This window comes from Streptomyces sp. NPDC053079, from assembly GCF_044546695.1.
Classification (GTDB): Bacteria; Actinomycetota; Actinomycetes; order Streptomycetales; family Streptomycetaceae; genus Streptomyces.
This window is the reverse complement of record NZ_JBITZJ010000008.1, coordinates 109,981-124,863: the sequence shown is the minus strand read 5'-3', so window position 1 is coordinate 124,863 and position 14,883 is coordinate 109,981. Positions and strand designations below refer to the sequence as shown.

At 72.6% G+C, this 14,883-nt stretch carries 13 protein-coding genes; 11 read left to right on the top strand and 2 right to left on the bottom strand.

What is annotated here, in order from left to right:
* The 9 genes from ACIGXW_RS28255 to ACIGXW_RS28215 all read left to right on the top strand — a co-directional run bounded on the left by ACIGXW_RS28255 (nucleotide 1) and on the right by ACIGXW_RS28215 (nucleotide 7,461).
* A complete protein-coding gene (locus ACIGXW_RS28255) occupies nucleotides 1–612 on the top strand; it encodes a riboflavin synthase (RefSeq protein WP_071963648.1) in 612 nt (203 codons plus the stop codon).
* Nucleotides 609–1,268, top strand: coding sequence for a nicotinamide riboside transporter PnuC (locus tag ACIGXW_RS28250; protein ID WP_399575560.1), 660 nt, complete (start codon nucleotides 609–611; stop codon nucleotides 1,266–1,268). Before ACIGXW_RS28255 ends, ACIGXW_RS28250 begins: the two co-directional genes overlap by 4 nt.
* Nucleotides 1,265–2,560: a bifunctional 3,4-dihydroxy-2-butanone-4-phosphate synthase/GTP cyclohydrolase II gene (locus tag ACIGXW_RS28245; RefSeq protein ID WP_071963646.1), complete on the top strand. Its 1,296-nt coding sequence runs from the start codon at nucleotides 1,265–1,267 to the stop codon at nucleotides 2,558–2,560. Before ACIGXW_RS28250 ends, ACIGXW_RS28245 begins: the two co-directional genes overlap by 4 nt.
* Before the next feature lie 70 nt (nucleotides 2,561–2,630).
* A complete protein-coding gene (gene ribH, locus ACIGXW_RS28240) occupies nucleotides 2,631–3,116 on the top strand; it encodes a 6,7-dimethyl-8-ribityllumazine synthase (RefSeq protein ID WP_071963645.1) in 486 nt (161 codons plus the stop codon).
* Between the two features lie 33 nt (nucleotides 3,117–3,149).
* Nucleotides 3,150–3,419: a phosphoribosyl-ATP diphosphatase gene (locus ACIGXW_RS28235; RefSeq protein ID WP_071963644.1), complete on the top strand. Its 270-nt coding sequence runs from the start codon at nucleotides 3,150–3,152 to the stop codon at nucleotides 3,417–3,419.
* A 62-nt stretch (nucleotides 3,420–3,481) separates the two neighbouring features.
* A complete protein-coding gene (hisG, locus tag ACIGXW_RS28230) occupies nucleotides 3,482–4,330 on the top strand; it encodes an ATP phosphoribosyltransferase (RefSeq protein ID WP_071963643.1) in 849 nt (282 codons plus the stop codon).
* A gap of 50 nt (nucleotides 4,331–4,380) precedes the next feature.
* A complete protein-coding gene (locus tag ACIGXW_RS28225) occupies nucleotides 4,381–4,824 on the top strand; it encodes a PH domain-containing protein (protein ID WP_399575559.1) in 444 nt (147 codons plus the stop codon).
* A 163-nt stretch (nucleotides 4,825–4,987) separates the two neighbouring features.
* Nucleotides 4,988–6,355, top strand: coding sequence for a hemolysin family protein (locus ACIGXW_RS28220; RefSeq protein ID WP_071963656.1), 1,368 nt, complete (start codon nucleotides 4,988–4,990; stop codon nucleotides 6,353–6,355).
* Nucleotides 6,352–7,461 (top strand): hemolysin family protein, encoded by a 1,110-nt coding sequence (locus tag ACIGXW_RS28215; protein ID WP_399575557.1) that lies wholly within the window; start codon nucleotides 6,352–6,354, stop codon nucleotides 7,459–7,461. Before ACIGXW_RS28220 ends, ACIGXW_RS28215 begins: the two co-directional genes overlap by 4 nt.
* Before the next feature lie 115 nt (nucleotides 7,462–7,576).
* Here ACIGXW_RS28215 and ACIGXW_RS28210 read toward each other — a convergent pair whose 3' ends face one another.
* Both ACIGXW_RS28210 and ACIGXW_RS28205 read right to left on the bottom strand, forming a co-directional pair.
* Nucleotides 7,577–9,511, bottom strand: a complete 1,935-nt coding sequence (locus ACIGXW_RS28210; protein ID WP_399575555.1) for an AAA family ATPase — start codon at nucleotides 9,509–9,511, stop codon at nucleotides 7,577–7,579.
* Nucleotides 9,512–10,044: 533 nt separating this feature from the next.
* Nucleotides 10,045–10,671, bottom strand: coding sequence for a uridine kinase (locus ACIGXW_RS28205; RefSeq protein ID WP_399575553.1), 627 nt, complete (start codon nucleotides 10,669–10,671; stop codon nucleotides 10,045–10,047).
* A gap of 160 nt (nucleotides 10,672–10,831) precedes the next feature.
* Between ACIGXW_RS28205 and ACIGXW_RS28200 the strand changes: the two genes are divergently transcribed.
* Together ACIGXW_RS28200 and ACIGXW_RS28195 are read left to right on the top strand one after the other, a co-directional pair.
* Nucleotides 10,832–12,205: a C39 family peptidase gene (locus ACIGXW_RS28200; protein ID WP_399575551.1), complete on the top strand. Its 1,374-nt coding sequence runs from the start codon at nucleotides 10,832–10,834 to the stop codon at nucleotides 12,203–12,205.
* A gap of 472 nt (nucleotides 12,206–12,677) precedes the next feature.
* Nucleotides 12,678–14,867, top strand: a complete 2,190-nt coding sequence (locus ACIGXW_RS28195; protein WP_399575916.1) for a putative bifunctional diguanylate cyclase/phosphodiesterase — start codon at nucleotides 12,678–12,680, stop codon at nucleotides 14,865–14,867.
* The last annotated feature ends 16 nt before the right edge of the window (nucleotides 14,868–14,883 follow it).

Here is a 14,883-nt window from a genome sequence, read left to right as displayed (position 1 = left end):
GTGTTCACCGGAATCGTCGAAGAGCTGGGTGAGGTCGTCGCCGTCGAGAATCTCGGCGACTCCTCGCTGCTGCGGCTGCGCGGCCCCCTCGTCACCGAGGGCGCCAAGCACGGCGACTCGATCGCCGTCAACGGCGTCTGCCTGACCGTCGTCGAGACCGCGGACGGCGAGTTCACGGCCGACGTCATGGCCGAGACCCTGAGCCGCTCCAGCCTGGGCGCCCTCGCCCCCGGCTCGCGCGTCAACCTCGAGCGCCCCATGGCGCTCGGCGGGCGCCTCGGCGGCCACCTCGTCCAGGGCCACGTGGACGGCACCGGCACCATCGTCGAGCGCGTGCCCGGCGAACACTGGGAGATCGTCAAGATCGCCCTGCCGGACGGGCTCGCCCGCTACGTCGTGGACAAGGGCTCCATCACCGTCGACGGAGTGAGCCTGACCGTCGTCGAGGCCGGCGACGACCACTTCACCGTCAGCCTCATCCCCACCACCCTCGACCTCACCACCCTCGGCATCAAGCAGGCCGGCGACCCGGTCAACCTCGAGGTGGACGTCCTCGCCAAGTACGTCGAGCGCCTCCTGGGGCAGCGCGGCACGAAGGAGCCCGTCGCATGAGCGCCCTCGACTGGCTCAACGGCGAGGCCTTCGCCGCCTTCGGCCAGCACGTCATCTGGTCCGACATGATCGGCAACACCGTCGGCCTCGTGGCCCTCGCCCTCGGCTGGCGCCGCTCCATATGGACCTGGCCGGCCCAGTTCGCCTCCGGCGTCATCCTCGTCGCCGCCTACGCCTCCGCCCACCTCAGCGGCGGCATCGGCAAGCAGCTCCTGGTCATCACCGTCGCCCTGTGGGGCTGGCGGCAGTGGGCGGGCGGGCGGCGCAGCGCCCAGGACGGCTCCATCGCCGTCCGCTTCGCCTCCTGGCGCGAGCGCGCCCTGCTGCTCGCCGGCACCGCCGTCGGTACCCTCGCCGTCGGCTCCCTGTTCACCGCCGTACCCGAACTGTCCTGGAACCCCTGGCCGGACGCGTACATCTTCGTCGGCACCCTCGCCGCGATGGTCGCCCAGGCCCGCGGGCTCGTGGAGTTCTGGTTCGCCTGGCTGCTGGTCGACGTGGTCGGCGTCCCGCTCGCCTTCGACAGCGGGCTCGCCTTCTCCGGCCTCGTCTACATCGTCTACCTCGTCCTGGTCCTGTGGGGCCTGCGCGACTGGTGGCTGCGTTCGCGGGCGAGCGCCCGGACCGCAGCCGTTCCGGAAGGAGTAACGGCATGACCGCCGTTCAGAGCTGGTACGACACCGACAACGGTGACGCCGACGTGCTGACCCTCGACCCCGTCGAGCGGGCGATCGCCGACATCGCGGCGGGCCGGCCCGTCGTCGTCGTGGACGACGCCGACCGCGAGAACGAGGGCGACCTGATCGTCGCCGCGGAGAAGGTCACCACCGAGATCGTGGCCTTCATGATGAGCGAGTGCCGCGGCCTGATCTGCGTGCCCATGGAAGAGCGCGACATCGACCGGCTCGACCTGCCCCAGATGGTCGACCACAACACCGAGTCGATGCGCACCGCGTTCACCGTCTCCGTCGACGCCGGCCGCGACCACGGCACCGACACCGGCATCTCCGCCGCCGACCGCGCCGTCACCATCCGCCTGCTGGCCGACCCCGCCGCCGTCCCCGGCGACTTCGTCCGCCCCGGGCACGTCTTCCCGCTGCGCGCCAAGCCCGGCGGCGTCCTGGTCCGCAACGGCCACACCGAGGCAGGCATCGACCTCGCCCGCCTCGCCGGGCTCCGCCCGGCCGCCGCCATCGTGGAGATCGCCGGCGAGGACGGCGCCATGCTGCGCCTGCCCGAGCTGGTGCCCTTCGCCCGCAAGCACGGCCTGTCGATCATCTCCATCGAGGACCTGGTCGCCTACCGCAAGTCCAGCGAGCCCACCGTCCGCCGCGAGGCCACCACCCGGCTGCCCACCGCCTTCGGCGACTTCCGGGCCCACGGCTACCGCTCCACCGTCGACGGCGTCGAGCACATCGCCCTCGTCGCCGGCGACCTCGGCGACGGCGAGGACGTGCTGGTGCGCGTCCACTCCGAGTGCCTGACCGGCGACATCTTCGGCTCGCTGCGCTGCGACTGCGGCCCCCAGCTGCACGCCTCCCTGGAGCGCATCACCGCCGAGGGCCGCGGCGTCGTGCTGTACCTGCGCGGCCACGAGGGCCGCGGCATCGGCCTGCTGCCCAAGCTGCGCGCCTACGAGCTGCAGGAGGACGGCCGCGACACGCTCGACGCCAACCTCGAGCTCGGCCTGCCGGCCGACGCCCGCGACTACGCCGCCGGCGCCCAGATCCTCACCGACCTCGGCGTGCGCTCGATGCGCCTGCTGACCAACAACCCCGACAAGACCGCGGCCCTGGTCCGGCACGGCCTCAAGGTCACCGGCCGCGAGCCCATGCCCGTCCAGGCCGGCGAGCACAATCTGCGCTACCTGCGCACCAAGCGGGACCGCATGGGACACGATCTTCCCTGGCTGGACGCCGAGCACATCTCGGCCTGCGGCAACCAGTGACCGACACCGAGCACCACCGATCCAGAGACCGACGTACCCCGAACGACGTACCGAACGAGGAGAGCGACACGTGAGCGGCAAGGGCGCACCCGAGCTGAGTGTGAAGAACTGCCAGGACCTGCGGGTGGCCGTGATCGCCGCGCAGTGGCACGAGAAGGTCATGGACGGCCTCGTCGACGGCGCCCTGCGCGCCCTGCACGACCTGGGCATCGACGAGCCCACCCTGCTGCGCGTGCCCGGCAGCTGGGAGCTCCCGGTGGTCGCCAAGGTCCTCGCCGGCCGCGGCTACGACGCGGTCGTCGCCCTGGGCGTCGTCATCCGCGGCGGCACCCCGCACTTCGACTACGTCTGCGAGGGCGTGACCCAGGGGCTCACCAAGGTCTCCGTCGACACCGGCGTCCCCGTCGGCTTCGGCGTACTGACCTGTGACACCGAGGAGCAGGCCCTGGACCGCGCCGGGCTCGAGGGCTCGGCCGAGGACAAGGGCCACGAGGCGGTCACCGCGGCCGTCTCCACGGCGATGATCCTGCGCTCGGTGTCCGAGCCCTGGCACTGACCCACCGGGTGGACCCCGTAGGGTAGGACCACCATGTCCAAGAAGACGTTCGAGGAGCTCTTCGCCGAGCTCCAGCAGAAGGCCTCCGGCGACCCCGCCACCTCCCGTACTGCCGAGCTGGTGGGCAAGGGCGTCCATGCCATCGGCAAGAAGGTCGTCGAGGAGGCCGCCGAGGTGTGGATGGCCGCCGAGTACGAAGGCGCCGAGGCCACCGCCGAGGAGATCTCCCAGCTCCTGTACCACCTTCAGGTGATGATGGTGGCCCGGGGGATCTCCCTCGACGACGTATACGCTCACCTCTGACCCCGCACCACCGCACCATTCCCTTTCAGCACCGCACTCCACGCACAAAGGAAAACGACCTCATGCTGCGCATCGCCGTCCCCAACAAGGGTTCTCTCTCCGAGCCTGCGTCGGCGATGCTCCATGAGGCCGGCTACCGCCAGCGCAAGGACCGCAGGGAACTCGTCCTCGTCGACGCCGGCAACGAGGTCGAGTTCTTCTTCCTGCGCCCCCGCGACATCGCGGTCTACGTCGGCTCCGGCAAGCTCGACATCGGCATCACCGGCCGCGACCTGCTGCTCGACTCCGGCTCCCGCGCCGAGGAGATCATGCAGCTCGGCTTCGCCGGCTCGACCTTCCGCTACGCCACCCGCCCCGGCACGGCCAAGGACGTCACCGAGTTCGGCGGCATGACGATCGCCACGTCCTTCTCCGGCCTGGTCACCAAGCACCTCGCCGACAACGGCGTGGACGCCTCCGTCGTCCACCTCGACGGTGCCGTCGAGACCGCCATCCAGCTCGGCGTCGCCGAGGTCATCGCGGACGTCGTCGAGACCGGCACCACCCTGCGCAACGCCGGCCTGGAGATCATCGGCGAGCCGATCCTGAAGTCCGAGGCCGTCGTCATCCGCCGCCACGGCGCCCCCGCCGACGACCCCAAGGTGCAGCAGTTCCTCCGCCGCATGCAGGGCGTCCTCGTCGCCCGGCGCTACGTGATGATGGACTACGACATCCGTGTCGAGCAGGTCGAGCGCGCCGTCGCCCTGACCCCCGGCCTGGAGTCGCCGACCGTCTCCCCGCTGCACCACGAGGGCTGGGTCGCGGTCCGCTCGATGGTCCCCTCCCAGGACGCCCAGCGCATCATGGACGAGCTCTACGAGCTGGGCGCCCGCGCCATCCTCACCACGGGCATCCACGCCTGCCGCCTCTGAGCGCCCCCTTCCACCGCCCGACCCGTATCCGCACGAAGGCGACCCACGACGTGTCCACCCCCGAGCTGCCCGTCACCTTCCGCCCGACCCGTACCCGGGTCGTGCTGCTGAGCATCGGCGGCGCCCTGCTCGCCGTGCTCACGGCGCTCTCGCTGATGCTGGAGTCGTTCACCACGGGGGACCGGATCACCTTCATCGGCACCGGGCTGCTCGGCCTGGGCGTGCTCGGGCTGCTCAGCCGCCCCAAGGTCGTCGCCACCGAGGACGGTGTCACCGTCACCAACCTCACGACGACCCGGCGGCTGGCCTGGCCGCAGATCGTGCGGGTCAATCTGCGCGCCGGCGACCCGTGGGTCTACCTCGACCTCTCCGACGGCACCAGCCTGCCCGCCATGGGCATCCAGACCGGCATCGCCAAACAGCAGGCCATCGCCGACGCCCGCGCCCTGCGGGCGCTCGCCGAGGAGCACGGCACGGGCCGGTCCACGACCTGAATCGGTGCACCTCCCGGTTCCATGATTACTCTGGTGTCACGGGCACACACGTGCCCGCCCCCGCACCGGGGTACCTGCGAACCGAGGAGTGACTTACTCCGGCAATGGACGGACCGTCCTGTAGTACCTGCGCCGCCCCCCACAGCGAGGCGGCGTCATGAGTATCACCGTGTCTCTTCTGCTGCTCGCGGCAGCGCTGCTCCTCATCCTCGCGAACGGCTTCTTCGTCGCCGCCGAATTCGGCCTGGTGACCGTGGAGCGGCCGGAGGCCGAGCGGGCCGCTGCCGACGGCGACCCCCGGGCCCGCACCGTCGTCGCGTCGCTGCGCGAGCTCTCCTTTCAGCTCTCCGGCACCCAACTGGGCATCACCATCACCTCCTTGGTGGTCGGCATGCTCGCCGAGCCCGCGCTCGGCCGGCTGCTCACCGGCCCCCTCACCGCCGCCGGGCTCCCGGACGGCGCCGCCCCGGGCGTCGCCGTCGTGACCGGCATGCTGGTCGCCTCCGCCGTCCAGATGGTCGTCGGCGAGCTGGTGCCCAAGAACTGGGCCGTCTCCCGGCCGCTGCAGGTCGCGCGGTTCGTCGCCGGCCCGCAGAGCCTGTTCGCCCACGTCTTCCGGCCCGTGATCACCCTGCTCAACGCCGTCGCCAACCGGCTCGTACGGGCCATGGGCGTCGAGCCCGCCGAGGAGCTGGCATCCGCCCGCACCCCCGGCGAACTCGTCTCGCTCGCCCGGCACTCGGCCCGGGCCGGCGCGCTGGAGCAGGACACCGCCGACCTCTTCGTCCGCACCCTGTCGCTGGGCGGGCTGACCGCCCAGCACGTGATGACGCCCCGGGTGAAGGTCAGCGCCCTGCAGTCCACCGCGACCGCGGAGGACGTCCTCAACCTCACCCGTGCCACGGGCCTCTCGCGCTTTCCCGTCTACCGGGAGCGGCTCGACGAGGTCGTGGGCATGGTCCACCTCAAGGACGCGCTCGCCGTACCCGGCCACGAACGGCTGCGCACCCCCGTCGGCCGGATCGCCGTCGCCCCCATGCTGATCCCCGGGACCCTGCCCGTGCAGCCGCTGCTGGAGCGGCTGCGCAGCGAGCAGCCGATAGCCGTCGTCGTCGACGAGTACGGCGGCACGGCCGGAGTGGTGACGCTGGAGGACATCGTCGAGGAGCTCGTCGGCGAGGTCCGCGACGAGCACGACGCCGCGGACGCGGGCCGGCCGCAGCTGGCCCCGGTGGCCTGCGAGGACGGCCGCCAGGTATGGGAGGCCGACGGCGGCTGCCGTGTCGACGCGCTGCGCCGCATCGGCCTCGAGGCGCCCGACGGACCGTACGAGACGGTCGCCGGGCTCGTCGCCGGCCTGCTGGGCCGCATCCCCGCCCCCGGGGACGGCGCCGAGCTGCCCGGCTGGCGGCTCTCGGTGCGCCGGGTCGGACACCACCGTGCCGAGCGCGTGCGGTTCGCCCGTACCGATGCCCGTGCCGACGCCCGTACCGATGTCCGTACCGACGGCCTGACGGGGGCGCGGCGATGAGCGTGCTGCAACTCCTCTTCGCGCTGGTCCTGGTCCTCGCCAACGGCTTCTTCGTCGGCGCCGAGTTCGCGCTCGTGTCCGTGCGCCGCAGCCAGATCGAGCCGAAGGCCGCCGAGGGCTCGGGCCGGGCCCGCAAGGTCCTGACGGGGCTGGAGAGCCTGCCGCAGATGATGGCGGCGGCCCAGTTCGGCATCACCGTCTGCTCGCTGACGCTGGGCGCGGTGGCCGAGCCGACCGTGGCCAAGCTGCTCGAACCGCTCTTTCACACGGTGGGGCTGCCGGAGGGGCTCATCCATCCGCTGGGCTATGTGATCGCGCTGGCCCTGGTGGTCTTCCTGCACCTGGTCATCGGCGAGATGGTGCCGAAGAACCTGGCCATGTCGGCGCCCGACCGGGCGGCGCTGTGGCTGGGCCCGGGGCTGGTGACCTTCGCCCGGCTGTGCCGGCCGGTCACCCGGCTGCTGGGCGCGTGCGCCCACGGCGTGCTGCGGCTCTTCCGCGTCGAGCCCAAGGACGAGGTGGAGGCGGTCTTCACGAGTGAGCAGCTGACCCACCTCGTGGAGGACTCCCGCCAGGCCGGGCTGCTGGAGCCGGAGCAGCAGGAGCGGCTGGAGGACGCGCTGGGGCTGGGCAGCCGCCCGGTCACGGACGTCCTGCTGGACCCGGCCACGCTGGTGACGGTCGACCCGTCGGTCACGCCCCGCCAGGTCGAGGAGCTGACGGTACGGACCGGCTACTCCCGCTTCCCGATATGCGCCTCCGGCCGTCCCGGCAGCGCCGTGATGGGCTACCTGCACGTCAAGGACGTGCTGGACCTGGAGGACCGGGACCGGGCGGTGCCGCAGCACATCTGGCGCCGCGTCGAGACGCTCCGGGCGGAGCTGCCGCTCGACGACGCCCTGACGGTGATGCGCCGGGCCGCCGCCCATCTGGCGGCGGTCACGGACGCGTCGGGGCGCGTGCTGGGGCTGGTGGCGCTGGAGGACGTGCTGGAGAAGCTCGTGGGCGAGGTCCGCGACCCGGCACACCGGGAGGCTGCGCCCGCGCCGGCCGTCCGCGTCACGGATCCGCGCGTACCGCGGGCCGAGGAGGCGATGGCGGGCTGAGCCCGCACCGGGGCTCCGCCCCGGACCCCGGTCCTCAAGCTCCCCAGCTACCGCTGGGAGGTGCCCCCAGACGGGCTGAAATTCAGCCCGTCCGGCGCCTTGAGGACACCGCCCGTCAGGGCGCCGGATCCTGGGGGTCCCGGGCGTCGCCCTGGCGGCGGCGGGGGGAGCCCCAGCCGGGGCCCGAGAGGACCTCGCCGTAGGCCTGCATCAGGTCCGGCAGGCGCAGCGTGGCCAGGTCGTCGCGCGTGGGCGTGCCCGGATAGGCCGACAGGCGCAGGTCGCGGTACGCGCAGCTCTTCTCGTACAGGGTGCGCAGGAAGCGGCCGTTGCCGAGCTCGTCGATCCAGCCCTGCTCGACGACATGGCCGCTGATGCTGCGCAGCTCCTCCAGCGCCTCCTCGTCCCAGGCGTCGCCGTTCTCCGCGGCCAGTACCTCGCCGATGCTGGTGAGTTCGGCGGGGCGGTAACTGGGGAAGTCGACGCGGGTGGTGAAGCGGGAGTGGAGGCCGGGGTTGGCGGCGAGGAGGCGGTCCATGCCCTCGGGGTAGCCGGCGAGGATGACGACGAGGCGGTCGCGGTTGTCCTCGGCGCGCTTGAGGAGGACCTGCAGGGCCTCGTCGCCGTAGGCGTCGCCCTTGCTGTAGCCGGTGTTGGAGAGGCTGTAGGCCTCGTCGACGAAGAGGACGCCGCCGAGGGCGGAGTCGATCAGCTCGTTGGCCTTGACGGCGGTCTGGCCGAGGAACTCCCCGACCAGGTCGGCCCGCTGGGCCTCGACGAGGTGGTCGCCGCCGAGCAGCCCGAGGGCGTAGAAGACGCGGCCGAGGATGCGGGCGACCGTGGTCTTGCCGGTGCCGGAGGGGCCGGAGAAGACGAAGTGCCGCTTGGGGGGTTGGACGGGCAGCCCCTGGCCGGCCCGCAGGCGGGCCATGTGCAGCTGGGCGGAGAGCGCCCGCACCTGCCGCTTGACCGGTTCGAGGCCCACCATCCGCTCCAGCTCGGCCAGGGCCTTGGCGAGCAGGACGGGGTCGGAGCGGCCGGGCAGCGGCGGGGGTCCGGGCTGGGCGGGCACGCGCAGCTTCTCGCGGACGCCGTCGGCCTCGACGGGGGCGCCCGCGGTGGGGGCGGGTCCGGGCGCGGTGCCGGGTCCGGTGCCGGTGAGGACGTCGCGGCCCTCGAGCGGGTCGGGGGCGGTCTGGCCCTCCGGCTCGAGGCCGGCGTCGACCGGGTCGGGGAAGGAGGCGCCGAGCGGCACGGGCGGCAGGTCCACGTGCTCGTCGTCGAGCCCGTCGCCGTCGGCGATGGCGGTGAGCCGGGCCGAGGTGTCCATGAACGAGGGGTCGACGCGGTGCACGGCGCGGTAGAGGGGCAGGGCGGCGGCGCTGCGCCCGGTGCCCTCGTGGGCGCGGGCGAGCCAGTAGCGCAGCTCCTTGCGCTGCGGCTGTTCGCTGCGGCAGCGCATCAGGGCGGCGGCCAGCAGCGGTTCGGCGTGCCCGTACATCTCCAGCCGCACCCGGGCCATGCCGCCGAAGAGCCCCGCCTCGATGCCGAGCAGCGGGTCGTCGAGGAGGGGTTCGGTGTGGCGTACGAGCTGTTCCCAGTCCTTGACGAGATAGGCGCGGCAGGCGTGCAGGAAGCGCACCTGGGGGTCGGTCTCGACGGGCGGGCAGCCGGCGAGGGCCTGGTCGAGCTCGGGGACGTGGCGGCCGTCGAGCCAGTGCGAGGCGTGGGCGAGCAGCAGGTCGCGGTGGGTCTCCAGGACCGGCTGGACCCACCAGCCGAGCCAGTACCAGGAGTTGAGCGGGCGGCGGTGGCGGGAGCGCTGTTCGCCGAACCGGTCGCGGTGGCGGTACATGCGCAGCAGCGCGGTGGTGGTCTCCGCGCGCAGCGCGTGCAGGCCGAGCCAGGCGTCGGCCATTCCGGGGTCGACGCGGACGGCGACCCTGAACTCCTTCTCGGCCTCGGTGTACGCGCCCATGGTGTAGGCGTCGACGGCGCGCAGCCAGGCGAGATCGGCCGGGGCGGGCGGGCCCTGCATGCCGAGATCCATCACGTCCCCCACAAACCTGCCCCCGTAGCGTGCCGTGCCGCCGGGCGAGTGCCTTGGCCGCGCCTTTCCGAACTGCTGTGCTGTGGACGGGAGTTGCCGGCCGTACCGGCGCGGTCCCGTCGGGGGTGTCCGGGGGATGCCCGGGAGCTGCCCGCCGATGGGTGCGCCGCCTCGCATCGTACCTGCGCGGTCGGGGTCGGCCGAAGGGTGCGGGGGCGCAGATCACCGCGCGAGCGTGAGCCGGGGGCGGTCGCGAATGCGACCCGGAGAGTGGTCACCGAGGGTGACGCGCTGGGAGGGGTTCGCGGAACAAAGGGCTCAAATCGCTGCGTGGGGCGCAGTACGAAGCCCCCGATCACGGGGGAACAACCGGGGGCTTCGCTGCTGCAAGCGGCTTTCGTCCGCCGCACATTGAGAACGTAAGTCCTGTACGCCCCCCGGGTCAAGCCGAGTTGGGGCACTCGGCGGGGAATGCTCGCAGGTGGGGAGCGGACCGACGGCGGGCGTTCACTGAGGGTGAGGGACGTCGTGGATCAGTCGGTTTTCTGAGGCCCCGGCAGCAACATGTATCCCTCCTGTCCCTGCAGCACCAGGAGTTCGGCGTACGGGCGGGTGGGGTCGGTTGTGAAATGCGCGCGCTCCGCTCGCTTCCAGCCGTCCCAGAATTCGGTCAGTTCGGGACCGTCGCGGAGTTGACCCCTTTCCCAGGAGCCTTCATCCGTCAACTCCATCCACAACAGGCATGCCAGATAAGGGCGGAGCGCACGCCGTCCCGCGCCCACGCCCTCCACCAGCACGACCGGCGCGGCCTCAAGGACGCGCTCCTCGGTGAAGGCCCGCGCCACCCAGTCGTAGGTGCGGTACCGGGCGTCCTCCCCGCGCGCGAACGGCGCCAGGATCCACTCCCGCAGCCGCCCGATCCACTCGAACAGCTCCTGGTGCGTCGCCAGGTCGTCCAGGTGCAGCACGGGTGCGCCGCCCAGCGTCGCCGCCAGTCGCCCGGCGAAGGTGGTCTTGCCCGACCCCGCGTGGCCGTCCACGGCGACCAGCCGCACCGGGCCGACGGAGGGCGGCAGCGCCCGCAGCCGGCGGGCGAGGTCGTCGAGCGGGTCGGGGAAGGGGTGTGCGGGGGCCGGACCCGGGTCGTGGGGATCGTTCACCGCACCACCCTAGGACCGGTCCCCGGCAGCCCGGGCATTGAGGGCGCGCCGCACGGGGAATCACTGGCCTGGACCGTCCGCGCGGCGCGATAGTGGTCCGGCCCCGACCGGCCGGAGCGCGCCCGCAGCCCCATCCACCCACGACTGGGGGACCACCGTCATGTCCAGCAGACCCACACCCCGCCGCACCGTGCTCGCCGCAGCCCTCGCCGTCACGGCCGCAGCATCGCCCCTGTCCTCGGCCCCCTCCGCCTTCGCGGCGGCGCGCGGCGGCGGCCGGGAGCGGCCGGACGGCACCGTCGACTACCGGGCCTGGACCACCTTTCCCCAGTGGGCGGGCGGCCGGGGCGCCGGCACCCGCGTCCTGGGCGGCGACCGCCCCGGCCTGGTCCTCGACCGGCCGATCGGCACCCTCGAATACACGGACCCGCACACGGGCACCACGGCGCGCTGGGAGTACGCCACCTGGCTGTCGCCCGTCCGCACCCTGCCCGACCCCGCGACCGAGATCGTCGTGTCCTGGAACGCCCGCACCCCCGCCGGCACCTGGCTCCAGACCGAGCTGCGCACCGCGTACTCCGACGGCACCCGCTCGCCCTGGTACGTGATGGGCCGCTGGACGTCCGGGGACGCGGCCGGGGACATCCGCCGCACCAGCGTCGACGGGCAGGGCGACAAGAAGAGCAACGTCTCCACCGACACGCTCGCCGTCGACGACCCGGCGAGCGGGCTGCGCCTGGTCTCCTACGAGCTGCGGCTCACCCTTCACCGCAGGCCGGGCACCCGCCTGACGCCCACCGTCTGGCGGCTGGGCGCCATGGGCTCCGACATCCCCGACCGCTTCACCGTGCCCGCCTCGCGGCCGGGGGAGGGGGCCGGCCACAAGCTGAGGGTGCCCCGCTACTCCCAGGAGATCCACAAGGGCCAGTACCCGGAGTACGACAACGGCGGGGAGGCGTGGTGCAGCCCCACCTCCTCCCAGATGGTCCTGGAGTACTGGGGACGTGGGCCCACCGCCGAGGACCTCGCCTGGGTCGACCCCTCCTACGCCGACCCCCAGGTCTGCCACGCCGCCCGCCACACCTACGACTACCAGTACAAGGGCTGCGGCAACTGGCCCTTCAACGCCGCGTACGCCGCCACGTACCACGACCTCCAGGGGGTGGTGACGCGACTGCGTTCCCTGGGCGAGGCCGAGCGGCTCGTGAAGGCCGGGATCCCGCTGATCACCTCCCAGTCCTTCCTCGCCTCCGAGCTCGACGGGGCCGGCTACGGCACGGCCGGCCACCTGATGTGCGTGGTCGGTTTCACCGAGGACGGCGACGTGATCGCCAACGATCCGGCCAGTCCGTCGAACGCGGCGGTCGAAAGGGTCTACAAGCGCGGACAATTCGAGAACATCTGGCTGCGCACCAAGCGCCACAACGCCCAGGGAGAGGTCAGAAGCGGCACGGGAGGCATCTGCTACCTCTACTTCCCCGTGCGCCCGACCACCCGTCAGGCACGGGCGCTGGCCTCGGTGGGGGTGCGCTGACACGAGTTGCGGCATTCGCGCGGGCCGGAGGAGACGCATCTCACGTGAGGGGAGGGTTTCGGACAGTCGTGAGGGGCACCCCACGAGGGTGAACACGGGTGTTGGCTGAATGCGGATGACCCATTTCCGCTTGTTGCTTCCATTCGAACGGACGATCAGTAGCCTTCGCTCAACACCCCACGACATTCCTGCGATTGAGCTGGAGACACACTCTGATGGAGCGTCCCACCCCGGCCCCCCGGGGCGTCGACCTGTCCGTGCGCGGCTACCGCGCGGTCGGTTCTCCGTGGCTGACGAGCCCTCGTGAGAACGCCGTGCGACCAGGCGCAGCGCACGGAAATCCGGCGAAAGCCGGGCTCACGGGGGTGGGGTGGCGGCCATGACCGGAATGTCCAGTGGCAGAATGCTGTCCGTGGATCAAACCGTCACCCCGGTTTCGTATGGCGCCGTGGACTCGGCCGTGGGCACCGCCATGGCCGTGGGCAAGGCCGGCCCCGGCTTCCGGGACGACCGGCTGCGGCGGTTCGCCGCCATCTGGAGCCGCGCGGTCTATCCGGCCACCGCGGGCGTCATGGTGCGCCCCATGACCCGGGCCCAGTTCGAGCGTTACCTCATGCCCCTGGCCGCCGTGCTGCGCGAGACGCTGTACGCCCGCCCCTTCGACCCCCGGCCCGCCACCGAGGTCGGCGCGGCGCTGGTCCGTGCGCACTGCACCGACCCCGAGGCCCTGCCCCTGATACTCGGCGTCATCGACGCCTACCTCGTCCTCTACCTCCCGCCCGACCAGCCCATGCCCGCCGAGGAGACCCGCGCCCGCTGCTCACGCGTGCAGCACGCCGTCGCCACCGGCTTCGCCCGGGCCCTGGCCGAACGCGCCCGCGCCGAGCAGGCGGCCGTCTCCCGCACCGCCCGCGCCGCGCAGGGCGAGACCGAACGGGCCCTGCACGCCAGCGAGGCACGCTTCCGCGCGATCTTCGAGGGCAGCGCCGTCGGCGTCGGCATAGCAGACGTCGACGGCCGCATCATGGACGTCAACGAAGCACTGATGCGCATGTTCCGCAGCCCCGGCCGCAAGGCCAACGGCCGCAACGTCGGCGAGTTCGTCCACCCCGACGACTCCCCCGAGATCTGGGGCCTCTACCGCGAGCTCGCCCGCGGCGACCGCGACCACTACCGCGTGGAGAAGCCGTTCTACCGCAGCGACGGCAGCGTCCTGTGGACCGATCTGTCCGTCTCCCTCCTACGCGACGCCGCCGGCGAACCCCAGTACCAGATCGCCCTCCTGGAGGACATCACCGAGCGCCGGCAGCTCCACGAGCGCCTGCGCTACGAGGCCACCCACGACGCCCTCACCGGCCTGCCCAACCGCACCCTGTTCTTCGAGCGCCTCGACGACGCGCTGGGGGACGGGGACGAGGACGGGGGGAGCGGCAAGAGCGGAACCGGCCGCTTCGGTCTGTGCTACCTCGACCTCGACGGCTTCAAATCCGTCAACGACAGCCTCGGCCACACCGTCGGCGACCGGCTGCTCGTCGCCGTCGCCGACCGGCTGCGCGCCTGCGCCACCGCCCCGCACGAACTCGTGGCCCGCCTCGGCGGCGACGAGTTCGTGGCCCTGACCACCGGCCCCGGCGCCGCGGACGACGTGACCGCCCTCGCCGGCCGCATGCTCGCCGCCCTCGCCGAGCCCGTCCGCCTCGACGGCCGGGACCTGTCCGTACGCGCCAGCATCGGCGTCGTCGACGGCCGCGGCGGACAGCTCGGCGCGGCAGAGGTCCTGCGCAGCGCCGACATCACCATGTACCGGGCCAAGGCCGCCGGCGGGAACCGCTACGAACTCGCCGACGCCGACTGCGACGCCCGCGTCATCGCCCGGCACAGCCTCACCAACTGCCTGCCCGCCGCCCTCGACAACGGCGAGTTCTTCATCGAGTACCAGCCACTCGTACGCCTCGACGACGGCACCGTACGGGGCGCGGAGGCCCTCGTGCGCTGGCTGCACCCCGTGCACGGCGTCCTCGGCCCGGACCAGTTCATCCCGCTCGCCGAGAGCACCGGGCTGATCGTGCCGCTGGGCCGCTGGGTCCTGCAGGAGGCCGCCCGCCAGGCCCGCTCCTGGCGCACCCAGGACGACAGCCGCGCCCCCATGCGCGTCAACGTCAACCTCTCGCCCTCCCAGCTGCGCTACCCCTCCCTGGTCGCCGACACCGTCGCCGTCCTCGCCGACGTGGGCCTCGACCCCTCCGCCCTGTGCCTGGAGGTCACCGAGAACGCCCTCATCGGCGCCGACGAGGAGGAGCTGCGCCCCCTGCGCCAACTCGCCGACCTCGGCGTCGACATCGCCCTCGACGACTTCGGCACGGGCTACTCGAACCTGTCGTACCTGCGCCGGCTGCCGGTCAGCACGCTCAAGCTCGACCGTTCCTTCACCCGCGGCATGCAGTGCGCGCCGGCCGACCCCGTCGACGTCAAGATCGTCGAGGGGATCGTCTCCCTGGCCCACACCCTCGACCTGTCGGTCACGGTCGAGGGCGTGGAGACGGGCACCCAGGCCGACCACCTGCGGTTACTGGGCTGCGACACGGCTCAGGGCTGGTACTACGCCCGTCCGGGGCCGCCGGAGCGCCTGCACACGCTGTCGCTGGTGGACGCGGCGTCGTAGGGGCTACGGGCGCGGG